Source organism: Chryseobacterium sp. AC405b (assembly GCF_979258685.1).
This window is the reverse complement of sequence record NZ_OZ409877.1, coordinates 760,521-785,609: the sequence shown is the minus strand read 5'-3', so window position 1 is coordinate 785,609 and position 25,089 is coordinate 760,521. Positions and strand designations below refer to the sequence as shown.

Sequence of the window (25,089 nt, the reverse complement as noted above, 5' to 3'; positions counted from 1 at the left end):
TTTTTAATGTTTAGTTATTACTTGCTGTTTTTATTTCTGTAGTTTTGATATCTGTACCCAATCTTTGCAGGTAAGAGATTAATGCTACAATTTCTTTCTTCTCAAGTTTCACGTCTGGTCTCTTAGCATATTCAGCTTTTAAATCTGCTGCTTCAAAGTAGATGTCTTTTACAATTTTCGCTGCCTGATTATCTGCCCATTTATCTGCAGAATCAATTTGAGCTTTTGTGTAAGGTACGTCAAACGTGTATTTCATCAGTTTCATCTTGTCAACCATTTTTGATCTGTCAAGATTGTTGGCAATCAACCATGGGTAACGTGGCATAATAGAACCTGCTGATGTAGATCTCGGGTTATACATGTGTTTGTAATGCCAAGAACTTGGGTTTTTACCACCTTCTCTATGTAAATCCGGACCTGTTCTCTTTGATCCCCAAAGGAATGGTCGGTCATATATAAACTCTCCGGCTTTTGAGTATTGCCCGTTTTTACCGTTGAATCTTACAATCTCATCTCGGAATGGTCTTACCATCTGTGAGTGACAAGCGTTACACCCTTCACGAATATATAAATCTCTACCTTCTAATTCTAACGGAGAATATGGTTTTACTGCTGAAATGGTAGGTACACTTTTCTTAAGTGATAATGTAGGAATAATTTCTACAGAACTACCGATTGAGATCGTGATGAAAGATAAAATACCTAATAATACCGGCATTCTTTCTAACCAAAGGTGAGTACCTTCTCCTTCTTTACGTTTGTTTCCTATGTTTGCCAAAGCTGGTGCTTCTGCAGGAACTTCTTTCTGGAAAGATCCTTTTCTAACGGTAGCAAAAACATTCACGACCATCAAAAGACCTCCTGAAAGATAAAATAAACCTCCTAAGAATCTTAATTTGTAGTAAGGAATAATTTCAGTAACTGTATCTAACCAGTTTTTCCACAACAATGTTCCGTCAGGGTTGAATTGTTTCCACATCAAACCTTGAGTAAATCCTGCGATATACATAGGTACTGCGTAGAAAATGATTCCTAAAGTACCTAACCAGAAATGCCAGTTAGCTAATTTTACAGACCATATTTTTGTTCTCCACATAATTGGTACCAGGTAATAGATAACACCGAATGCCATGAAACCATTCCATCCTAATGCTCCTAAATGTACGTGACCAATAACCCAGTCTGTAAAGTGACCGATTTTGTTGATGTTTTTTGTTGCTAAAAGTGGTCCTTCAAACGTTGCCATTCCGTAACACGTAACTGCAACTACAAAGAATTTTAAAATAGGATTTTCTCTTACTTTATCCCAAGCTCCTCTTAAGGTAAGAAGACCATTTAGCATACCTCCCCAAGAAGGAGCAATTAGCATTATAGAGAAACCTGTTCCCACTGCTTGAGCCCATGCTGGTAAAGCGGTATACTGAAGGTGGTGATGGACCCGCCCAGATATAAACAAAAATCAGTGACCAGAAGTGGATGATTGATAATTTATAAGAAAATACAGGTCTGTCTGCTGCCTTTGGTAAGAAATAATACATCAAACCTAGAACCGGTGTCGTCAATACAAATGCAACCGCATTGTGACCATACCACCATTGTACTATGGCATCTTTCACCCCTGCATAAGCTGAGTATGATTTCCATCCTGTGAATGATAAAGGAACTTCAAGATTATTGAATATATGAAGCATTGCAACAGCAATCCATGTTCCTATGTAGAACCAGATTGCAACATATAAGTGTCTTACTCTTCTTTTTGCAATCGTAAGGAACATATTGATTCCGAAGATTATCCATGAGAATGCGATTAATATATCGATTGGCCACTCATGTTCTGCGTATTCTTTTGAAGTATTGATCCCCATAAAGAATGTGATGAACGTAGCAATAATCATTAATTGCCATGTCCAGAAATGTAACCAAGACAAGGTGTCGCTGTACATTCTTGCTTTCAGTAATCGCTGTAATGAGTAATAAATACCGGTATAAACGATATTACATACAAATGCAAAAATCACCGTGTTGGTGTGCAACATCCTAATCCTACCAAAACCAAACGCACCATGCGTACTGATTAATCCCGAAATATCGCCGGATGACAGACTCTTAATGGTCATATCATCAGTTCCGAACAAAAATTCAGGAAGCTCAGGGTAGAAAAGCATTAATGCCGCCGTAAGTCCAAACACGAATCCTATAATCCCAAAAACTATGGTCGCGTATAGGAATGCCCGAACAATACTGTTGTCATAACTAAACTTTTGTGTCTCCATACTAACTATTCACTTTTTTCTTCAATTTTATTATTTTCTCCTATTTCCTTCTTATCGTCTCTGTTGCCCGAGATCTCTTCCTTTTCTTCCCTCACTTCATCATCAAAAAGGATTCTCACAGCCGGAGATTCATCATCTTCAAACTGTCCTTTCCTGGCGTTTACTATAAAAACGACCAGAAAAACTGCAGCCAAAGAAACACTGCACAGGATCATTAAATATAGAATATCCATCTGACAACAAAATTAACCTATTTTCGGGTCTCAAAATTAATGAAAATTAATGACATTAATCACTAAATAACGGTTGTTGTTAATTTAAAATCAGTCTAAATAAGTCGATTTAAGGGTTTTTTCTGAAATATTTGCGACCCAATATCCAAGTCGAAAGGGTAGTGAATGAAATGACGGTGATGGAACTTAGAGGCATCAGAACAGCGGCAAATAATGGTGACATATTTCCTGTGACAGCAAAACTTAAACCTACAATGTTATAAAGAAAACTGATAACGAAGGTCAATTTTACAATCGTCATAGATCCCTTACAAACATTCAGATAACGGTCAAGATTGGATACTTTCTCACCATTCATGATTACATCTGAAGAGGGTGTAAAGCTGTTGGTGTCGTCAGAAATAGCAATTCCTACATTGCTTTGTTTCAGAGCTCCTGCATCGTTTAATCCGTCTCCAAGCATGGCAACTTTCATCCCGCTGTTCTGAAGATTCTGGATGAAATTCAGCTTGTCTTCCGGGCTTTGGTTAAATGCCATTGAACTCACATTCGGGATGATGGTTTTCAACTGATTTTCTTCGGAAGAATTGTCTCCGCTTAAGATAAAGATCTTGTATTGTGCGATTTTTTTAAAAAGATTCTTAAGGTTTTCCCGGTATTCATTCTTAAAAATAAATTTACCCAAAAACTCATTATTCTTGCTGATGTAAACTGCAGTTTCAAGATTTTTAGATTCCTGATTATTGTATTTTGCAGAGCCAATTTTGTATAAATTTCCTCTTACATTCGCTTCGTAACCCTTTCCTGAAATTTCAACAAATTTTTCAACAGGGAAATAATCATCATTAATTTCAATGAAATCATACAGAGACTTTGAAAGCGGATGGTTTGAATTTTTTAATAAAGTTTTGATATTCATCATATCAAATTCGGAGATTTCTGAGCCTTCAAATTTGATATTGGTCTTTTTTCTTTCGGTGATGGTTCCGGTTTTATCAAACACGATGGCGTTGATTTTTGAGATTTTCTCAATCGTCAAAGTATCCTTTACGTAAAATTTATTTCGACCCAGAATTCTCATAATGTGTCCAAACGTAAAAGGAGAAGAAAGCGCCAATGCACAGGGACAGGCAATAATCAAAATTGCAGAAATCACCTGAAACATTTTTTCTAAATCAATAAATGACCAGTATATTCCTGAGATTAAGGCAATTCCTAAAATGATAAAAGTGAAATATTTACTAATGTCGTTGATGAGTGTGTCTAGTCCAGTCTCATATTTTTTGAAAGCTTCCTTATTCCAGAGCTGAGTTAAATAACTTTGATCAACATTTTTGATGACTTCCAGTTCGAGTGACGAACCCACTTGTTTTCCGCCGGCAAAAATTTTGTCACCTGGTTGCTTGCTGATGCTTTCGCTTTCTCCGGTGATAAAACTATTGTCGATATTTCCTTCACCATTAATCAAAACAGCATCAACCGGAATGATTTCCTGATTCCTAACTAGAATTCGGTCTCCGATTTTAATTTCTGACAATAGAATATTTTCCTGTTTACCACCAAAATCAACCTTGGTAACGGCGATCGGGTAGAATGATTTGTAATCTCTGTCGTAGGAGAGTGAGCTGTATGTTCTTTTCTGGAACATCTTTCCTAAAAGCATGAAGAATAAAAGTCCGCACAAAGTATCGAAATATCCTGGTCCGTAATCTGTAAGCACTTCGTAAACGCTTCGTCCGAATAAAACAAATATACCCAAAACAATAGGTACATCAATGTTGACGATTTTATTTTTTAGTCCGTACCATGCTGATTTGTAATAATCAGAAGCAGAGTAAAGCACCACGGGAATTGAAAGCATGAACATTAAAAACCTGAATAAGCCTTTGTAATGTTGCATCCAGACATCTTCTCCGCCTATGTATTCCGGAAATGCAAGAAACATCCCGTTACCGAAGGCGAATCCTGCAATCGCAAGTTTTACAAGCAGAGATTTGTCTAAATTATCTTCGTTTTTATCGGCTGTTTCTAAACTGATGGCAGGTTTGTAGCCTAAATTTGTTAAAAAATTAGCTAATTCACTTAACTTTAGATCTTTATGGTTGAATGAAATCTGTAAGTTCTTTCTGGTAAAATTAACCTGAGAATAATTAATATCCTTATGAAGAGTATGCAGACTTTCTAAAAGCCAGATACAGGATGAGCAATGAATCACCGGAATTTTAAAGGTTACAAGACTTGTATTTCCTTCGGAGAAATCCGTTATTTTTTCAAAAATTTCAGGCGTGTCAAGATAGTCAAACTGAGAAGAACTTTCTTCTCCCGGTCGTATTCCTGCTTTTTTATTTAATTCGTAAAAATTAGTTAGATTGTTGATATTCAGTATTTCGTAGACCGATTTGCAACCGTTGCAACAGAAAATCTTTTCATCAAAAGGAATCCTTTCTTTTTCTATGTCTTGTCCGCAATGAAAACAGTTCTCGCTCACCTTCATAAATTATTGACTTACAAAATTATAACAATTTTTTTTGTTTATCGAGTTTAAATGTTCTATTTTTGTGATAAATGTCATATTAAAATGTCGCAGGAAAAACAGATTGCAATTGAAGAAAGATTCGCTAAGGTTTTTAACGATAAATCCTTCAAGGAAAGGCTATCCAATACTGATTTTGAAAGATACTTAGGCGCTAAAAAGAAAATGAGTTTTCAGAAACATGATATCATTTTCGATGATGGTGAGATCCCGAAAGGAGTTTACTTTTTAGAAAAAGGAGCTGCAAAATTATCGAAGTCGGGCTCTTTTGGAAAAGATCAGATTTTAAGATTTATAAAAGAAGGTGATATCATTGGTTACCGTGCTTTGCTTTGTGGTGAAAACTTCCAGGCAAAAGCAGAGGCGATGACCGATGTAGACTGTACTTTTTTACCTGCTGATGTTTTTATGTATCTTCTTGAGGTAGATCCTCAGCTTTCTTTTATTATGCTTCAGAAGATTTCTTACGAATTGGGAGAGTCTTCTAACACCATTACATTTCTTGCACAAAAGACAGTAAGAGAACGATTGGCGGAAATTTTAATTCTTCTGGAACAAAAATTGGGTACAGATCCTGAAGGTTTCATTAAAATCTCATTAACGAGAGAAGAAATCGCCAATATCATCGGAACTGCTACAGAAAGCGCTATCCGATTAATTTCCGAATTTAAAGGAGACAGCCTTATTGAGGTCGACGGAAGAAATATCAAGATTCTGAATCACGATAAACTCATGAAACTCGGTCACGTAGTTTTATAATCATACAGTACAAGTCGGCTTTAGCCGACTTTTTAACTTAATAAATAATACAAACAATATGTCTGTACATTCTGAAATAAAAAGAGTTACCACCGAAACCTTACGAAAAATGAAATTCGATAAGGAAAAAATTACAATGCTTACCGCTTATGATTTTACCACTGCAAAAATGGTAGATGCGGGTGGAGTTGATGCAGTTTTGATTGGAGACTCTGCGGCAAATGTAATGGCAGGTTTTGAAACTACTTTGCCAATTACCTTAGATCAAATGATCTATCATACCCAAAGTGTGGTAAGAGGAATTGAAAGAGCTTTAATTGTTGCTGATTTGCCATTCGGAACTTATCAGAGCAATCCGGACAGAGCCTTAGAATCTGCAGTAAGAATGATGAAGGAAGGTGGTGCACACGCAGTGAAAATTGAGGGCGGAAAAGAGATTTCAAAGTCGATTAAAAAAATAATCAATGCAGGAATTCCTGTTATGGGACATTTAGGTCTCACTCCTCAATCTATCTATCAGTTTGGAACTTACAAAGTAAGAGCTAAAGACGAAGAAGAAGCTGAGAAATTGATTAACGATGCAAAGCTTCTAGAAGAGCTAGGCTGTTTTTCTGTTGTTTTAGAAAAAATTCCGGCAGATTTGGCAAAAAAAGTCTCAGAAAGCATTACTATTCCTACAATTGGAATTGGCGCAGGTGCAGATTGTGATGGTCAGGTTTTGGTATACCACGATATGGTAGGAATGAATAAAGGTTTTTCTCCTAAATTTTTGAGAAGATATCTTGATTTGTATACAGAAATCACCGGAGCTGTTGCCCAATACGTAAAAGATGTAAAAAGTGCAGATTTCCCTAACGAAAAAGAAAGTTACTAATGAGAAATAATTTACAAATGGCACAGGGTGTAATCTCTGTATTGGCCATACTTTGTCTGGTTGCAGGATGGTTTCAGCTATTTTCTCCGGAGATCAATGATATACTTTCCAGAAAGCTATTTTATCTTTTAATTGGTTTAAGTTTTATTTTACAGGCACCATTGCTTTCCAATTCAAAATTTACCTATCCGATGTATGCAGCCGCTGCGCTGTGTATTATTAGAGCATTTCTACCGATAGATTCAAAATTATCATTTATTAAAACAATAGGTTTGCTTGGTGGAGTGATTATTTCGTTTACAAACAGATCAGCGACCCGTCAGTGATATGGAAGACCAAATCGTCTACGAAGACAACCATCTTTTGGTAATCAATAAAAAAGTAGGACAGCTAGTACAAGGTGACAAAACCGGTGATGAATCTCTGCTGGATTCGATAAAAAATTTCATACAGAAAAGAGACGACAAGCCGGGAAATGTTTTTCTGGGCTTGGTACATCGTATTGACAGACCAACTTCGGGCTTGGTAATTTACGCTAAAACTTCCAAAGCACTTTCTCGCCTGACCCAAATGGTTAAAAACAGAGAAATCAAGAAAACTTATTGGGCGGTGGTTGCTAAAGAAATGATTCCTCAAAGTCAAAGGCTGGTTCATTATTTACAGAAAAACGAGAAAAATAACAAAGCAATTGTTTTCACTAAAGTTACCGAAGGAGCAAAAGAATCAATCCTTACTTATAAAATTATCAAGACTTTAGATAATTATTATCTTCTTGAAATTGATCTTGAAACAGGAAGACACCACCAAATTCGTGCGCAGCTTTCAAAAACAGGTGTTCCCATAAAGGGAGACTTAAAATACGGTGCGCCACGTTCTAATCCTGACGGTGGTATTAATCTTCATGCAAGAAAGCTCGAATTTATACATCCTGTTACTAAAGAGGCTTTAACAATTGTCGCTCCGGTTCCCCAAAATGATGCAATTTGGAGAGCATGTGAAGAGATTTAAAATTTAATAAAAAGGTTTTTCTCAAAATGAATCAATAATGTAAATGTGTCTATTTGGTTGATATATTAACAAAAATTTGATGTTTTTGTTTAAATATAAATGGTATTTCGTAAAAAATAGTATATTTGTTTTAATCTAAATTGAAACTTATATGAAACATTTTTACAAACTTTTTTCATTTTCGAAAAGTCTATCAAACTCTTTGAAGAATGTCGGCGTAAGTCTTGCATTTTTAGTAGCGGGTTACAGTACTGTTAATGCTCAGGTAAGTGCTTATACCTTTGCCCAGTCTACGGGAACTTTTACCCCAATTTCTGCGACAGTTTTGGGGACGGCAACAGGAAATACTTCTGCGACGAATCTTAACAGTGAAGTTTACCCGGTAACATTACCCTTTGGATTTATTTTTAACGATGTTACCTATACTTCGATTAATGTTTCGTCTAACGGGTTTATTACTTTTGGTACTACACCACCGCTTACAAGCACAACAACTCCTATATCCGGAACAGTTGCATATAGTGGTGCTGTTTCAGCTTTTGGCAGAGATATAAATAGTATTTTTGATGTAGCCGGAGTAACAGGGAGTATCAGTTGGGGAGTTGTAGGCACCGCTCCCAATAGAGAAATCGTTATACAATGGAAGGATTTCAGACCTACAAATACAACAAGTACTACTGCAGCTTACACATTTTCATTTCAAATTCGTTTACAAGAAACAACAAATGTGATCAGGGCTGTTTACAGCAATGGTTCTTATTTAGCAGGTACCACAGCATATTCATCTACAGTACAAGTAGGTTTGCGTGGTGGTAGTAATTTAGATTTTAATAACAGGCTCAATGCTACAACATTAGAGTTTATCAATTCTACATCCGGAACAGCAAATAACAGTACACAAAGTTTTAGTACAACAAATGCAATTCCCGGCATGCCTACCGCTGGTTTAACCTATACTTGGACTCCACCAACGTGTTATTCACCAAGTGGATTAGCACTTGTAAGCACAACAACTAATACTGCGAATATATCTTGGAATGCAACTTCTTCATCTCCAAGCACTGGCTATGAAGTGTATTACAGCACATCAAGCACACCACCTACTTCTTCTACAACGCCACAGCTACAAAATATCAATACTACATCAGCAGTTTTGCCATCATTATCACCTTCAACGGTATATTATGTATGGGTAAGATCAAATTGTGGATCAGGTAATGTGAGTGTGTGGTCTTTGCAGCCATTAGTGATGATTACCCAATGTCAACCACCTGCGCTAATTTCTACTGCAGGATCAACGGTTTGTCCTAATCAACCTGCAACCTTATCAGCTACTACAGTTAGTGGTGCAGTATTAACCTGGTATGATGCAGCAACTGCAGGGAATATTCTAGCAAATGGCCCAACTTACACTACACCAGCTTTGGTGTCAACTACCAATTATTGGGTAAGCTCTGCTTCTATCGGTTCGGATCAATTTGTAGGAAAAGACACTCCTACATCAACCTCAGGAAATTCTACTTTTACCAATTATGGGTTAGTTTTTGACGCGTTTAGTCCAATGACTATAAAAGAGGTAGATGTATATCCTATGCATGCTACCAATACTACAGGTACAGTCACTATCAATTTAAAAAATTCGTCAGGTACTATTTTGGCCACGCAAACTGCAAATGTCAATGTTTCTGCAGCGGGTGTACTTAATACTATAACATTAAATTTTGATGTTCCGTCAGCTGGCAACGATTATCGCTTGGTAGTGGATGCTGCTACAGGAATAAGTAATTTAAGAAGAGAAATCACTACTGGTTTTGCTTATCCTTATACATTACCGGGTATTTGTAGTATTACTGCAGCCAGTTTTGGGGCTTCACCTAGTGCAAGTTATTATTATTATCTTTATAATTGGAAGGTTGCAGGTAAATGCGAATCTGCAAGAACAATGGTAACGGCTACTGTAGATCAGGCATGTTTATCAACAGCAGAAACAGATAAAAAGAATGATATTAAAGTATATCCTAATCCTTTCTCAGATGTTATAAATATTGACAGACCAGAATTGGTGAAATTGATACACATTACAGATTTGTCTGGAAAAGCAGTTCGAAATAATGTAAAAGCTGAACCTGTTCTTAGATTAAGCGATCTGACAGCAGGAATGTATATATTACAACTTGATATGAAAGACGGTTCTAGACAGTCGATTAAAGTTATTAAAAAGTAATTTTAAAATTTAAAATATTAAAGTAGACTCTTGCAAAAGGGTCTACTTTTTTAATACTATTACTTAAAATTTAAAATTTCCTGAAAATAGCTGATTAAGATCGTTCTTTCATTCTCAGATAAGTTGGCTTCGTCATGATACAGAATATAAGCAGGCATTGGCATCGATTTATTCTGAAGAGTCTGCACAGAATTTTTAAGCATACTTTCTTTTAAATCTTTATTGTATGTACCCCACACAGAAAAATTGAGGTGCTCACGACCTTCATTGATATGATCTTTCACTGACCATGAAAACGGTGCGATGTATGCGTATTTCGGGTAGACCGTTTCGTTAGAATGGCAATCATAGCATGCTTTTTTAAGCAACGCTGCTACTTTTGGAGGTGATTTTTTAATATCTATAAAATTTACGCTACGGTCAATCGGCTTATTTGTTTTGTCGGTTGGGATAAACTGAATCAGGGCAAAAGTTACCAAAATCCAGAAAACTACTTTTTTGAATGTTTTCATTATCTGGTTCTTTGAAGTGGTGTTTCGTTCAATCCTGATCGATTGCCGGGTGTCGTAGCATTGTTATTATTAAATCCAGGTTTTGGCTGGTTTATTTCTTCCTTTGTATCAGGCTTTGGTGTCTTAATACCCTCAAAAGTTCTTTTATCATTAAGATCCCAGTCTTCCTTCGTTTCCCACAAAGATCTTGCGACTACCATTTTATAATAAAGATAAGAGTCTTCTGCAAATGTTCCATTTACAAAATCAGCTTCGTCCCAACGTTTGTTATCATTGTTATCAACCAGAATCCTTACAATGTAGTCTCCGGGTTTTACAATATCGAAATTAACTGTATTTCCGCTCGTGTATTTTTGATAAACAGCTTTTTCTGAGGAATCTAACAATTGAATCCAGTATTTTGCAGTAGGAGCATTAGTAAGTGTAAAATTTAGACTTCCGTAATTTTCGATTTTATCTGCCTCAAAATCAAATCTTTTAGACTCTGCATTTTTTTCATAGTAAGAAGAAACAGTAGTTTTCGGAATGGTAAGCTGATATTTTTTTCCTGCAATAAAATCAGACTGAATCAATATCTGATAAGGATTTGTTTCTGAAATTTTAGCCGTAAAATTCTGTGTCGTAAGACTGTCACTTTTAAGAACCCATTTTTCAGGACTTATTTTGTCAATAGCGTAGTTGGAGGTAATTTTAAAATCGGTTTTAGGAGGAAGCATATTTCCACCGTTATCACTGGTGATATCCATCGTGTTTTTAGCATTGTATTTATAAAAAACTGAGGTTGAATCTTTTCTTTCGTCTGCCTGATAACCGAATTTTAAATTCTCAGTCACGGTTTGTCCCAAATTGCTTTTCACCGCATCAAACCAAATTCTTACAGAATCAGATTTCGGAGTATGGGTAACTTTATAATCCTGAAGCTTTTCATTTTTTGAGACCACTTTTACATCAGAAGGATTGCCCTCAAACATCATCAGAATTCCACCTGGGATTTCTTTCAGCTCGGGTTTCTTAAAAAGTTTTTTAGATGGATACAATTTCAGATTTAATCCTGAAATAGATTTTTCAATGGTAACGGTATCTTTTTGGAAACCTATTTTTTCTTTTCCCGGATCATACACAGAATTTCCGTTTTCGTCGTCAAATGCTATGATTTTAAATTTACCCGGAGCAAGATAATTAAGCTCATAATATCCGTCATCATCTACTTTTGTAATATAATATGGTTTCTGTTTATAGTTGATGGTATCTTTTAACTGATACAATCCTACAACCATTTTATTTTCGCTGCTGTTCTGTTTTTTGATGGTAAAAGCGTCATTTACCTCACCGCTTATGTAGAGATCATCCAGCTTTTCACCGGTAGAAAATGCAAAATTAAAATATCTCAAGATGTTGGCTTCACTGTTGTCAGCAATCGAGTTTCCGAAATTAAAATTATACGTTGTATTTGCCTGTAGCGTATCAGACCATTGAATAATCAGATATTTATTGGCGATATTGGAAGGAAGAATTCTGGTAATATTTTCTATTGGCGGAGAAATATTTAGATTTTTATTGATGTCTTTGAGAGTAATATACTCATCAAAATCTATTCTCAGTTCTTTTATGTCTCTTCTTACATTTACTCTCGTGGTATCAATATTTGAACTTAAAAACCTCGGAGCCAATGTGTCTTTTGGTTCGTCCAATGGGAGATCCCACTCTTGCACAAGACTGTACAAGAATACCGAAAATGAATAAGAGAAGAATTCTTTTCATGAATATATTTGAGCAAAAATAAACATTATTCTCCAAAAACTTCGGTTCCTGTTTTTAATGTATCCTGATTATCCTTCATTATGCTGTGAAGCTTATCTTTTTGCTGCGGAAAGTCTTCAAACAACCCGGAAAGCGCCAATGCTGAATATACTTTCCCTGAATATTTATTCCCGATTGCTATAATGGTCACTTTGGATTTTAAAAGATGGGCAAATACGGAATTTGTACCATGCCACCATCCGTTGTGATAGGTTAATTTTTCACCGTTATCAAAAATTTTCATTCTGAATCCTAGTCCGTAGTTATTCTGTCCTGCTTTTTCGTTGCTGTATGGCTCAAAAACCATTTGCATCAATTCAGGTTTTAAAAAATCTTTTGAAAACATGGCTTTTGAAAAACTATATAAATCTCTTGGCGTGGTGTACACATTTTTATCACCGTAAATAAGGTCTAAACGGTCTAAAGGATACAATCTGTTTCCTCCATAATAAAATGACTGTGCTGCCGTGGGAACATCTTTCTCCTGAAAGATATAGCTGTTCTCCATTTTTAAAGGTGTAAAAACCATCTCTTGCATCGCTTGTGGAAACGGAGTTTTTGTCACTTTCTCAATCAGCAATGCCAAAAGTGCAAAGTTGGTATTGCAGTACATAAAACCAGTATCGGTATCTCTCGCAAGCTCAGGTTTATATTTGATGAGCATATTCAGGACATCCTGATTGGTAATATAGGTTTTTGAAAGTTCTGCCGGAGCGGGTTGAATTTTGGTAATAAAATATTCGTATTTCGGAAGTCCGCTTCTTTGGTCTAACAAGGTTTGCACCGTCACATTCGGATAAGGAAATCCCGGAAAATATTGCGTTAAACGGTCTGATAATTTTATTTTACCTGCCTCTACCAGTTTCAGCATCGCCATTGCCGTCAATGTCTTAGAAACAGATGCTACATGAAGCGGTGTATTTTTATCAATCGGCATTTGATTGCCTTCTCTTGCAAAACCTCTATAATTTTCAAATAAAATATCATTTCCTTTTGCTACTAAAATTCCGCCACTCAGATCACTTCCTTCCCAAACTTTTTGATAGTATTGATCGATATAATTGACGATAAAATCTTTGTTTGAAAGATTTCCGTCTTCCGGAGAAAATACTTTCCCTAAATCTACATTTCCGTAATTAGGAAGATGGGTAGAATTTTCTGCGATAGATTCTTGGTTTTCGGATTTATTTTTACAGGAGAAAAGGAATACAATGATTGTGGTAACGAATACCATGCTGAGCTTCTTCATGCGTTTCAAAATGACTGGCAATTTAAGTAAAACTCAAAATAAATATATAAAAGCGAGTGTAAATTATGAATTATTTAACATATTTAAATGTTGTTATTTGGGATAAGAAGACAGTATTTTATCCACAATAACCTGCGCCAGTTTTTCTTTGCTTTGGTGTGTCCAGCCGGCAATATGTGGCGTGACAATCGCTTTTTCTGAATGTAAAAGATATTTTAAATCTTCATTTTCACTTGTGCTGAGCGAGGTCGAAGCATCAAGATTTTCGAATGATGCTTTTTCATATTCTAAAACATCAAGACAGGCTCCTTTTACCTTACCGGATTTCAAAGCTTCAACCAGACTTTTGGTTTGTACATTTTTACCTCTTGCGGTGTTGACGAAATAGAAATCATTTTTCATCTCAGAAATAAACTGAGCATCTATTAAATAATGGGTTTCATTAGTCAAAGGAATATGCAGACTTAGAACCTCAGCTTTGTCTTTCAATTCTTCCAGAGAGACTTGTGTTGCAAATTCATCAGAAAGGTCTGGTAAAATATCATGAAAAATCACCTTGCATCCAAAGCCTGAAAGTCTTTTTGCAGTAGCTTTTCCCATATTTCCATAACCGATAAGACCAACAGTTTTTCCAAGCAATTCATCACCACGGTTTTCTTCACGCAGCCAGATCCCGTTTTTCACTTCGTTCGAGGCAATGAAAAGTCTGTTCATCAAGATCAGTAACATTCCAACCACATGTTCTGCCACCGAATCTCTGTTTCCTTCAGGAGAATTGATCAATTTAATGCCCAGTTTTTCAGCAATAGGAATATCAATATTTTCCATTCCAGCGCCAACTCTGGCTATGAATTTCAGATTTTCAGCTTTTTCTAAAAAGTGTTTGTCTAGAGGGATTCTGCTTCTGATAATCACTCCGTCATAATTTTCAATCTTATCGCAGACCTCATCATAGGAAGAAGTAAAGTCTTCTTCCAGAATAAAGTTTTTGGCTAAAAGCTGTTCGGTGATGAGGGGATGGTTTTTATCTAAAAGGAGAATCCGCATATCTTTAAACACTGATTATTGTGGAAGTTAATGCAAAACATTTGTGTTTAGCTTGGATCCTGAAACAGTTTCTTCAGCTCTACAGATTCAGAAGGTTTCATTCTTCCCGAAAGAATTAAAGAAAGTTCTTTTCTCCTTAAGGCAGCATCAAATCTTTCAACTTCCAGTTCCGTTTCCGGCTCCATCGAAGGAATTGGGATGGGCCTGTTGAATTCGTCTACCGCTACAAACGTATAAATCCCTTTATTGGTCTGTATTTTTTTATGATTAATCGGGTCATCCAGCCATACATCTACATAAATTTCCATTGAAGTTGAGAATGCACGGGAAACTTTAGATTCCATTACAACAATTCCGCCTTCAGGAATTGGGTGATCGAACGAAACATGGTTTACAGATGCTGTTACTACTCTTCTCTCACAATGTCTGGTTGCAGAGATTGAAGCACAACGATCCATTCTTGCCAGCAATTCACCGCCAAAAAGGTTTCTCAGCTGATTGGTATCATTGGGAAGTACGATATTGGTCATAATCGTCAAAGATTCTGACGCTTTTTTTATTTTTGCCATCTTGATTTTCTTTTTTGAGAACTTGGTTTCCAAGTTTTTGCAGCTTGCTTTATTGAATCTTTTCTTAAAGAATCTGCTTTATGAGCTTTTACAGAATCTGCTTTTTTTATCTGAACAGAATCTACTTTTACCGGGATTTTCTTTTCAATTCTTTTGGTTTTGGTTTGTACCGAAACATCATCAAAAGATTTTTTTCCGAAGATCAGATCTTGTTGGGTATATGCTAAATACAGCATTCCTAAAACAGGAACGATAAACAGAAAAATCCAAAGTATAGATTTGTTGAATTGGTAATCTTTCTCCGTGTTTTTAGGCGTTTCGAAGGTGTCTCCTTTGTTGATATCCGAGAAATGAATTTCTTCCAGACCATAAAAATCGGGATGATCAGATTCCAGACGGTTTCCTTTAAAATGAAGCTGTCCGTCTTCAATAAAAACAGTTCCGAGATTTTGAATCTCTAAAATCTGCTCTGCCTGAAGTTTTTTCTTCCAGAAATCGGTCTGTATCTGCAATTCGTTTTCTGCTGCTTCTTTTGAAACCGCTTTCTGATTACTGATAAATTGAACCAGATCATCAGATAAAGCCTGATAATCAGAGTGAAACGCAATTTTGGTAGACGGCGGAAGAATGCTTCCGTTTTCGGAATTGATGACCGCTTTAGAATTTTCCAGAGAAAATACACCAAACTTCGGAACCGTAGCGGTACCAAACTGTTTCAGATAGTCTAAAATGTAAGCTGAAATATTCATTTGACGGCAAATTTATGACTTTTTCGTGACTTTTTAAGAGATTTGTTTGTATCATGTAATATGAAATGAGCGTACCACGGATCACACAGATCTGCACAGTTTTTTTTAGTGAAAATAAACTTTACAATGATATTTTAATGTTTCAGCCTCTTCATCTGTGGGAATTATTTTTTGTATGATTTTTAGTTTAAAACAAAAAAGACTGCCGAAGCAGCCTTTAAAAAATTTAATCCGAACTCTACTGAATTCTACTGAAAATATAATGATATGAAATGGTGTCTTTTTAATTATTGAATTTTCCAGCTGATCCCGAACATAAAGTTGGTTCCGGCCTGAGAATAATAGATCGGTCCGTCGTAAACATAACCGTTGTTGACATACTTCTGATTAAAAATATTATTGACCAAAAGTTTTAAAGCAACATCATGCTTTGCTATTTTAAATTGATATTGGGCATTGAAATCTGTCAATAGATAATCCTTTAACTGCAAATCCTGAGTCTCGGTATTATCCAGATACTGTTTACCAACATATTGATTCATCAAAGCCAACTGGAAATTTTTACCAGGATTAAATTTCAGACTTAGATTGGCTATCACATTCGGTGAAAAAGAAATTTCCGTGTTTCCCAAATCATTAATTCCGCTTTCATTTTCAACTCTGAACTCTAAATTTCTATTTTGGCTCACACTTACATTTCCTGAAATCTCCCATTGTTTTGAAAGTTTTGCCAAGGCACCGACTTCAATTCCTCTTCTGTAACTTTTACCCGAATTGGTTCTGATGAATTCTCCGATATTGCTGATCTGCCCGTTTAAAACCAGCTGATTCAGGTAATACATATAATAAAGATTGGCTGTAAAAGCTACTTTTCCAAATTGCTTTTCTATTCCCGCTTCAAAATCATGAAGCTTTTCTGATTTTACATCATTGTTGGCAATCAGATCATCACGATTCGGCTCTCTTTGCGCATGAGCATAAGAAACGAAAACTTTTCCGTTGCCTAGTTTGTAATTTACACCTGCTTTAGGATTAAAAAACAGCCAGTTTTTGTTTAAATCTGCACCTTCACTGTCGCCCGCCATCAGGATTTTTGTATCATAATCGATGTTTCTCAATTGCAGATCTCCGAAGAATTCAAAATCATCTACAGTTACCAAAGCTTTTGCAAAACCTGCCACTTCGTTTTTTACAGAGCGGTTTCTGTAATATTCATGCTCATTGATATTGGGAAAATAAACTCCGGTTACATTTCCGTAATGTCTTCCATAGTACTGGTTTCCTACCACACCGAAGTTGACATCAAGATTCTCAAATTTTCCATATAAAGTAGAAACAATCCCATAAAAATCATTGTTGAGCCATTTTTTTCTGATAAAATCTGAATATTCTTCTCCGTTAAAATCAGGTAAACTATATCTTGCGAAAGGATCTCCCTGCTTATAATTTTCGTAAAACCCTCTTCCTTTTGTGTAATGTAAAGTGGTTTCTAAATTCCATTTTTCGTTAATTCCCTGTTCCCAAAGCAGCTGATAATGATTTTGTCTGTAATTATCGGTTTCATTGTCATAAAAACCAATGACGTTTTCCCAATTGGCATCATAGATGGCTCCGGAAATATTGTATTTCGGATTCGTTTCCCAGGTTTTTCTATCAACTCCATTCCATGCTTGATAGGTTTTTTCTTTTCCACCAAAAGCCATCAGACGGATTTTGGTCTTTTTCTCTTCAAATAAAGCCGTGAAATTGTAAGAATTAAGATCTGAAAAAGCCCGGTCGATGTATCCGTCAGAATGAATATTCGTATATCTTCCCATCACAGAAAGGCGGTCTTTCCAGAATTTTCCTGAGCCCACCTCAGCCGAATATTTATATGTATTAAATGATCCGTAGCTGTCATCTGTTTTAAAGTAAAACTTCTCTTCAGGCTCTTTTGAAATCACATTGATACTTGCTCCAAAAGCTGAAACTCCGTTGTTGGAAGTTCCCACTCCTCTCTGAATAACAATTTGTGAAGCAGAACTCGTCAAATCCGGAACATTGACGAAGAAAGTTCCCTGACTTTCAGAATCGTTGAACGGAACGCCATTCATCATGACATTGATGCCTCTTCCTGCAACTCCTCGAATTCTAAAACCTGTGTAACCGACACCATTTCCCGCATCGGAAGTTGAGATAATCGAGGTTTGGTTTTTCAAAAGAATAGGTAAATCCTGCCCTAGATTTCTGCTGTCGAGATCTTTCTGTACGTTGATGATTTCTTTGGCGACAGGCAGTCGTTTGGTAAAGCTTACAGCTTCTATTTCTCTGATTTTCAGAGAATCTGCATTCTGAGTTTGTGCAAAACCCATAGAACTTGCGGTAAGTCCTAAAAAAATAAATCCTTTCATTCTTATAAATTTTTAAAATTTAATGGAATAAAAGGGGATCGATAAGATATTATGATACAACATCCCTAAACAGCATTACCCGTTCCAGGTTCATTGGGTATAATCTCAGCCCCCATTGGAGCACCCCTTTAATTACAGCGCAAAACTACAAAAATTTTATGATCTGCCAAATTTAATAGGATTTGTTATTAGAGTCTATGTAATAATAGTTGATATCGTCTTTTGTAACTTCAAACATTTTTCCCAGTTTCCAGCTGTAATTTCTTTTGATGTCGGCATACTCAAACGGGATAATGACATTGTTATTAACATCGATAACCCCAAATTTATTTTTATGAGAAGCCACGATCATGGGATTCGACAGATCGTTTCCCTCTAAAATATGAAGATATTCATATTTCGGATAAATTTTAAAGAGAGAAGGATTGGAAGCATCACTGAATTTCGAATCTTCAATAATTCCGTAAAAGCCATACAATATATAAGCATGGAAGAGCTGTTTTTTAAATTCGGATATACATTTTCCCAGATCTGCGGTTTTAATCTGATAGACTCTTTTACCTGAGTGATTAATCCTGTAAGAAACACTATTCTTCTCAACGGTAGCAAATTGATCAGTTCCAAACTTTTTCGCCTTTGGATTGGGAGAATTTAAAAGATTACAATCTTCAGCAAAAAACATGGCAATGTGGTATTCTGGTGCGATGATAAACTTCCCTTTCTGATTGATATATCCATAATTACCATTCATTTTTTGCGGAATCAACAAAGGGACATTTTCATTATAAACGGTTAAATTATGATCCGGTTTATGTTGAACGGTTTGCTTCGCAGGAATCTTTTTAGATGCTAAATTTTTGTTTTTCAAAACTTTAGATTGAGCAATAATACTTATCGACAAAAGGATAAAAGTAACATTTAAAACTTTCTTCATAGGTATCCATGTTCAAAATATCTGCCAAAAATAGAAAATATAAAATAGATATTTATACAGAATCTAAATAATTAAGCACCAAAAAAAAATTAAAATTCCGTATTTTTGGGAACATTTTTTAATGTTGATAATTTTAAGACGTTTTTTGGATATTTATATTGATATTTTCAATAAAAACAGCAGAGCGTTTTATCCGAAAAGAGTTTTGCGGCGAAACAGATGCAGGTCAATCACTTCATTTTGAAAAAGTCCTTTAAATTCTCCATGAGGACATTTATCTTCATTTTAAAATGTTGTAGACTATTCAGTTGGTTCTGAATTTATTATCCGCCACCTGTTTACCGATCTACTTTAAGCTATAAAAAAAGAACTTCTATTTATGAATATTTATCAGGATTACATCCAAGAGATTGAAGAAAGAAAAAACCAAGGGCTTCATCCGAAACCAATTGACACTGCAGAATTACTAAGCGAGATCATTTCGCAAATAAAAGATTCGGATAACATCTACAGAGAAGAGTCTCTAAACTTTTTTATTTATAATGTTTTACCGGGAACTACGAGTGCTGCAACAGTAAAAGCTCAGTTTTTAAAAGAAATCATCTTAGGTGAATCTTTAGTACAAGAAATTACTCCGGCTTTCGCTTTCGAATTGCTGTCACACATGAAAGGTGGTCCTTCAATCAAGGTTTTGCTGGATTTAGCATTAAGCAATGATATTTCAATCGCAAAAGAAGCTGCAAATGTTCTTAAAACTCAAGTTTTCCTTTACGAAGCAGATACAGATCGTCTCAAAGAAGCGTTCCACAATGGAAACGAAATCGCAAAAGAACTGATCGAAAGCTACGCACAAGCAGAATTCTTTACAAAACTTCCTGAAGCTCCGGAAGAAATTAAAGTGGTAACCTATATTGCTGGTGAAGGGGATATCTCTACAGATTTATTGTCTCCGGGAAATCAGGCGCATTCCAGATCAGACCGTGAACTTCACGGTAAATGCATGATGTCTCCACAAGCTCAGGAAGAAATAAAAGCTTTACAAGCACAACATCCCGACAAAAGTGTGATGTTAATTGCAGAAAAAGGAACAATGGGTGTTGGATCATCAAGAATGTCGGGTGTAAACAACGTAGCACTTTGGACTGGTAAACAAGCAAGTCCTTACATTCCTTTCGTTAATATTGCGCCAATTGTTGCCGGAACAAACGGTATTTCTCCGATTTTCCTGACAACTGTTGATGTAACCGGAGGAATCGGAATCGATCTTCAAAACTGGGTAAAAGTATTAGATGAAAATGGAAATCCGATCCGTAACGAAAATGGTGAGCCTATTCTTGAAGAAAAATATTCTGTAGCAACCGGAACTGTTCTTACCATTAACATTAAGGAAAAAAAATTATACAACGGCGATCAGGAATTGAAAGACATTTCTAAGTCATTCACACCTCAAAAAATGGAATTCATCAAAGCTGGTGGATCTTACGCTATCGTTTTTGGTAAAAAATTACAGACTTGGGCTTCGAATATTTTAGGAATAGAAATTCCTACTGTTTATGCGCCTTCAAAAGAAATTACTAAAGAAGGGGTTGGTCTTACCGCAGTAGAAAAAATATTTAACAAAAATGCTGTTGGTTTAGCTCCGGGGAAAATTCTACACGCCGGATCAGACGTTCGTGTTGAGGTTAACATCGTTGGTTCTCAGGACACAACAGGTTTGATGACTGCGCAGGAATTAGAATCAATGGCAGCAACAATTATTTCTCCAATCGTTGATGGTGCTTACCAATCAGGTTGTCACACTGCATCTGTCTGGGATAAAAAAGCTCAGGCAAACATTCCGAGATTGATGAAATTTATGAATGATTTCGGTTTGATCACCGCTCGTGACCCCAAAGGCGAATACCACGCAATGACAGACGTTATCCACAAAGTTCTTAATGATATTACGATTGACGAATGGGCAATCATCATTGGTGGAGATTCTCACACAAGAATGTCCAAAGGGGTAGCTTTCGGAGCTGATTCAGGAACTGTGGCATTGGCATTGGCGACCGGAGAAGCATCGATGCCGATTCCGGAATCTGTAAAGGTTACCTTCAAAGGAAATATGAAACATCACATGGATTTCCGTGATGTTGTTCATGCGACACAATCTCAAATGTTACAGCAATTTGGTGGTGAAAATGTATTTCAAGGCAGAATTATCGAAGTTCACATCGGAACACTTCCTGCTGATCAGGCATTTACATTTACCGACTGGACTGCCGAAATGAAAGCAAAAGCTTCAATCTGTATTTCTGAAGATGATACTTTGATTGAATCTTTAGAAATTGCCAAAAGCAGAATCCAGATTATGATTGACAAAGGAATGGACAATCATCTTCAGGTTCTTCAAGGTTTGATTAATAAAGCAAATAAAAGAATCACTGAAATCAAGTCTGGCGAAAAACCGGCTTTAACACCAGATTCCAATGCAACATATTATGCAGAAGTAGTTATTGATCTTGATATCATCACAGAACCAATGATTGCTGATCCGGATGTTAATAATGAAGATGTTTCTAAAAGATATACACACGATACCATCAGAGATCTTTCTTTCTACGGAGGAGATAAAAAAGTGGATCTTGGCTTTGTGGGATCTTGTATGGTTCACAAAGGCGATTTGAAGATTGTTTCTCAAATGTTGAGGAATATTGAAAAACTACATGGTAAAGTTGAGTTTCAGGCTCCGCTTGTTGTTGCAGCTCCTACATATAATATTATTGACGAATTAAAAGCAGAAGGAGATTGGGAATTGCTGGAAAAATATTCAGGGTTTGAATTTGATGACAATGCTCCGAAAGGCGCAGCTCGTATTGAGTATAAAAACATGATGTATCTTGAGCGTCCTGGCTGTAATCTATGTATGGGTAATCAGGAAAAAGCAGAAAAAGGAGATACCGTTTTGGCAACGTCTACAAGACTTTTCCAGGGAAGAGTGGTTGAAGATTCTGAACGCAAAAAAGGAGAATCTCTTCTTGCATCAACGCCGGTTGTGGTTCTTTCTGCAATTATGGGGAGAATTCCTAATATTGAAGAATATAAAACAGCAGTTGAAGGGATTGATTTGACAAAATTTGCTCCACCAATTAAGGAATTGGTTGCAGTTGGTCACCACTAAATTAACTCATAAGTCTTCGGACAATTAAATAATATAAATTGAAAGATTTTGGTCCGATTTGGATTTGAAATCTTTCAATTTTTTGTTTAGAACATTTCTATTTAAGACTCAATTAATTTATTTTAACCTAAATCAACAATAGGAATTTTATTTTTTCTTAAATTGATAGAAATATATTATACGAACTATTCATTGTAATTATCCTTATTTTTGATTGAAGGAACAGATTTTGATGAATAAAAACGTTATTCCTTTTTAATGTGATTTTCACTAAAAGGTACCTAAAAATTAAAACAAACAAAATATGACTTTCGACATTGACATGATCAAAAAGGTGTACGAACGTTATCCTGAACGTATTGCAGCAGCAAGACAAATCACAGGAAAACCGTTGACACTTTCAGAAAAAATTCTTTACACACATTTGTGGGAAGGAAATTCAACAAAAGAATATGAAAGAGGAAATTCCTATGTGGATTTTGCTCCGGACAGAGTGGCAATGCAGGACGCAACTGCACAAATGGCACTGTTACAATTTATGCAGGCAGGAAAAGCTAAAGTGGCAGTACCTTCGACCGCTCATGCAGATCACCTGATTCAGGCGAGAGTAGGTGCAGAATCAGATTTACAGGAAGGTATTAATAAGAACTCTGAGGTTTTCAATTTCTTAGGTTCTGTTTGTGATAAATACGGAATCGGTTTCTGGAAACCCGGAGCAGGAATTATTCACCAAGTTGTTTTGGAAAATTACGCATTCCCCGGTGGAATGATGATTGGAACTGACTCTCACACCGTAAACGCAGGCGGATTGGGAATGGTAGCCATCGGTGTTGGTGGTGCAGATGCTGTAGACGTAATGGCCGGAATGGCATGGGAACTTAAAATGCCAAAACTAATCGGTGTCAAATTAACCGGTAAAATGTCTGGCTGGACTTCCGCAAAAGATGTTATTCTAAAAGTTGCCGGAATTCTTACCGTAAAAGGAGGAACAGGCTGCATCGTAGAATATTTTGGGGAAGGAGCTCAGTCTCTTTCGGCAACCGGGAAAGGTACGATCTGTAATATGGGAGCTGAGGTTGGCGCTACCACTTCTACTTTCGGATATGACGATTCTATGAGAAGATATCTTGCTTCTACAGGAAGACAGGATGTTGTGGATGCTGCCGATGTTATCGCTGAACATTTAACGGGAGATGCTGAAGTGTATGCAAATCCAGAACAATATTTTGACCAGGTAATTGAAATCAATTTATCTGAATTAGCCCCTCATTTGAACGGACCTTTTACACCAGATTTAGCAACTCCGGTTTCTGAATTTAAAGCTAAAGCTGAAGCAAACGGATGGCCAATTGAGGTTGAATGGGCTTTGATCGGTTCTTGTACAAACTCTTCTTATGAAGATTTATCGAGAGCAGCTTCCATCGTAGAAGATGCAGTAGCAAAAGGAGTTAAACCTAAAGCTATCCTTGGAATCAATCCCGGTTCTGAACAGGTGAAATTTACAGCAGAAAGAGACGGTTTCTTAGATTCTTTCAGAAAATTTGAAAACGCCAGAATTTTTACCAATGCCTGCGGAACCTTGTATCGGACAGTGGGACAGAGAAGGATCTGAAAAAGGAGAAAAAAATTCGATCATCCATTCTTTTAACAGAAACTTTGCAAAAAGAGCAGACGGAAACCCGAATACACACGCATTCGTAGCTTCACCAGAAATGGTTGCCGCCATTGCAATTTCAGGAAGATTAGATTTTAACCCAATCACAGATACATTAACCGCTGAGAACGGTGAGCAGATCAAACTAAACGAACCAAGCGGCTCCGAATTACCATCAAAAGGTTTTGCAGTAGAAGATGCCGGTTATCAAGCGCCATCTGAAGACGGATCAAACGTTCAGGTAAAAGTAAATCCGGATTCAGACAGACTTCAGTTGCTTGAGCCCTTTGAAGCTTGGGACGGAAAAAATATTACAGGTGCTAAAGTTTTAATCAAAGCTTTCGGAAAATGTACTACAGATCATATTTCTATGGCAGGACCCTGGTTGAAATACAGAGGTCACCTTGATAATATTTCAAACAATATGTTGATTGGTGCTGTAAACGCATACAATATGGAAACAAATTCTGTAAAGAACCAACTGACAGGCGAACACGCTGAAGTTCCTGCTGTAGCACGAGCTTACAAAGCTGCAGGAGTTCCTTCTATCGTTGTTGGTGATCAGAATTATGGTGAAGGTTCATCAAGAGAACACGCAGCAATGGAACCAAGACATCTTGGTGTAAAAGCTGTTTTGGTAAAATCTTTTGCAAGAATTCACGAAACTAACCTGAAAAAACAGGGAATGTTAGGATTAACGTTTGCCAATGAAGCAGATTACGATAAAATTCAGGAAGATGATACAGTGAACTTCTTAGATCTCGATCAGTTTGCACCGGGTAAACAATTGACCTTAGAATTTGTACATTCAGACGGAACAAAAGACCTGATCATGGCAAATCACACGTATAACGATCAGCAAATTGGCTGGTTTGTAGCAGGTTCTGCTTTGAATCTGATTGCACAACAGGAAAGTTAAAATCTTGTAATTAATTTTAAATTGCAGTTTAATAATAGTATTCCGCTCGATTTTTCGGGCGGAATTTTTGTTTTAATATGTCTTAACAAAATAGAAAGAGAATATTAAGCAAATACTGAATCACAACGAACTCTATGGTCTGATAGATGATGAGATTAAGATTGTGGAGTAAAATTGACAAATGATAAAAAATGTGTAA

The 25,089-nt window shown here is 36.3% G+C and carries 16 protein-coding genes and 2 pseudogenes; 7 read left to right on the top strand and 11 right to left on the bottom strand.

Annotated features, from left to right (window positions below):
- Positions 1–10 precede the first annotated feature (10 nt).
- The 3 genes and pseudogenes from ccoN to ACZZZA_RS03710 all read right to left on the bottom strand — a co-directional run bounded on the left by ccoN (position 11) and on the right by ACZZZA_RS03710 (position 4,994).
- Positions 11–2,273: pseudogene (gene ccoN, locus ACZZZA_RS03720) on the bottom strand (cytochrome-c oxidase, cbb3-type subunit I).
- Positions 2,274–2,278: 5 nt separating this feature from the next.
- Positions 2,279–2,506, bottom strand: coding sequence for a cbb3-type cytochrome oxidase assembly protein CcoS (gene ccoS, locus ACZZZA_RS03715; RefSeq protein ID WP_463429861.1), 228 nt, complete (start codon positions 2,504–2,506; stop codon positions 2,279–2,281).
- 109 nt (positions 2,507–2,615) lie between these two features.
- A complete protein-coding gene (locus ACZZZA_RS03710) occupies positions 2,616–4,994 on the bottom strand; it encodes a heavy metal translocating P-type ATPase (RefSeq protein WP_463429860.1) in 2,379 nt (792 codons plus the stop codon).
- Positions 4,995–5,084: 90 nt separating this feature from the next.
- On the opposite strand from ACZZZA_RS03710, the gene ACZZZA_RS03705 reads away from it, so the two are divergent.
- From ACZZZA_RS03705 to ACZZZA_RS03685, 5 genes are all read left to right on the top strand, one after another.
- On the top strand, positions 5,085–5,798 hold the full coding sequence (locus ACZZZA_RS03705) for a Crp/Fnr family transcriptional regulator (protein WP_162088097.1): 714 nt from the start codon (positions 5,085–5,087) through the stop codon (positions 5,796–5,798).
- A gap of 58 nt (positions 5,799–5,856) precedes the next feature.
- Positions 5,857–6,672 carry a 3-methyl-2-oxobutanoate hydroxymethyltransferase gene (panB, locus tag ACZZZA_RS03700; protein WP_463429859.1) on the top strand — a complete coding sequence of 272 codons (816 nt, stop codon included), beginning with the start codon at positions 5,857–5,859 and terminating at the stop codon, positions 6,670–6,672.
- Positions 6,672–6,998: a hypothetical protein gene (locus tag ACZZZA_RS03695; RefSeq protein WP_463429858.1), complete on the top strand. Its 327-nt coding sequence runs from the start codon at positions 6,672–6,674 to the stop codon at positions 6,996–6,998. The genes panB and ACZZZA_RS03695 overlap by 1 nt, the downstream gene beginning before the upstream one ends.
- A 1-nt stretch (position 6,999) precedes the next feature.
- Positions 7,000–7,680, top strand: coding sequence for an RluA family pseudouridine synthase (locus ACZZZA_RS03690; protein ID WP_463429857.1), 681 nt, complete (start codon positions 7,000–7,002; stop codon positions 7,678–7,680).
- A gap of 151 nt (positions 7,681–7,831) precedes the next feature.
- The gene (locus tag ACZZZA_RS03685) at positions 7,832–9,904 is read left to right on the top strand and encodes an Ig-like domain-containing protein (protein ID WP_463429856.1); all 2,073 of its coding nucleotides are present in this window, start codon (positions 7,832–7,834) and stop codon (positions 9,902–9,904) included.
- A gap of 59 nt (positions 9,905–9,963) precedes the next feature.
- On the opposite strand, the gene ACZZZA_RS03680 is transcribed toward ACZZZA_RS03685, so the two are convergent.
- From ACZZZA_RS03680 to ACZZZA_RS03645, 8 genes are all read right to left on the bottom strand, one after another.
- Positions 9,964–10,416: a heme-binding domain-containing protein gene (locus ACZZZA_RS03680; RefSeq protein ID WP_463429855.1), complete on the bottom strand. Its 453-nt coding sequence runs from the start codon at positions 10,414–10,416 to the stop codon at positions 9,964–9,966.
- On the bottom strand, positions 10,416–12,128 hold the full coding sequence (locus ACZZZA_RS03675) for an Ig-like domain-containing domain (protein ID WP_463429854.1): 1,713 nt from the start codon (positions 12,126–12,128) through the stop codon (positions 10,416–10,418). Before ACZZZA_RS03675 ends, ACZZZA_RS03680 begins: the two co-directional genes overlap by 1 nt.
- Before the next feature lie 74 nt (positions 12,129–12,202).
- Positions 12,203–13,465 (bottom strand): serine hydrolase domain-containing protein, encoded by a 1,263-nt coding sequence (locus ACZZZA_RS03670; RefSeq protein ID WP_463429853.1) that lies wholly within the window; start codon positions 13,463–13,465, stop codon positions 12,203–12,205.
- A 93-nt stretch (positions 13,466–13,558) separates the two neighbouring features.
- Entirely contained in the window at positions 13,559–14,512 is a 954-nt protein-coding gene (locus ACZZZA_RS03665; protein ID WP_463429852.1) for a 2-hydroxyacid dehydrogenase, read from the bottom strand.
- A 47-nt stretch (positions 14,513–14,559) separates the two neighbouring features.
- The gene (locus ACZZZA_RS03660) at positions 14,560–15,081 is read right to left on the bottom strand and encodes an acyl-CoA thioesterase (protein ID WP_463429851.1); all 522 of its coding nucleotides are present in this window, start codon (positions 15,079–15,081) and stop codon (positions 14,560–14,562) included.
- Positions 15,069–15,830: a hypothetical protein gene (locus ACZZZA_RS03655; protein WP_463429850.1), complete on the bottom strand. Its 762-nt coding sequence runs from the start codon at positions 15,828–15,830 to the stop codon at positions 15,069–15,071. Before ACZZZA_RS03655 ends, ACZZZA_RS03660 begins: the two co-directional genes overlap by 13 nt.
- Positions 15,831–16,117: 287 nt before the next feature.
- Positions 16,118–18,220 carry a TonB-dependent receptor gene (locus tag ACZZZA_RS03650; protein ID WP_463429849.1) on the bottom strand — a complete coding sequence of 701 codons (2,103 nt, stop codon included), beginning with the start codon at positions 18,218–18,220 and terminating at the stop codon, positions 16,118–16,120.
- Between the two features lie 172 nt (positions 18,221–18,392).
- Positions 18,393–19,154: a WG repeat-containing protein gene (locus ACZZZA_RS03645; RefSeq protein WP_463429848.1), complete on the bottom strand. Its 762-nt coding sequence runs from the start codon at positions 19,152–19,154 to the stop codon at positions 18,393–18,395.
- Between the two features lie 379 nt (positions 19,155–19,533).
- Here ACZZZA_RS03645 and ACZZZA_RS03640 point away from each other — a divergent pair, with 379 nt between their 5' ends.
- Both ACZZZA_RS03640 and ACZZZA_RS03635 read left to right on the top strand, forming a co-directional pair.
- On the top strand, positions 19,534–22,317 hold the full coding sequence (locus ACZZZA_RS03640) for a bifunctional aconitate hydratase 2/2-methylisocitrate dehydratase (RefSeq protein ID WP_463429847.1): 2,784 nt from the start codon (positions 19,534–19,536) through the stop codon (positions 22,315–22,317).
- Between the two features lie 304 nt (positions 22,318–22,621).
- Positions 22,622–24,890: pseudogene (locus ACZZZA_RS03635) on the top strand (aconitate hydratase).
- The last annotated feature ends 199 nt before the right edge of the window (positions 24,891–25,089 follow it).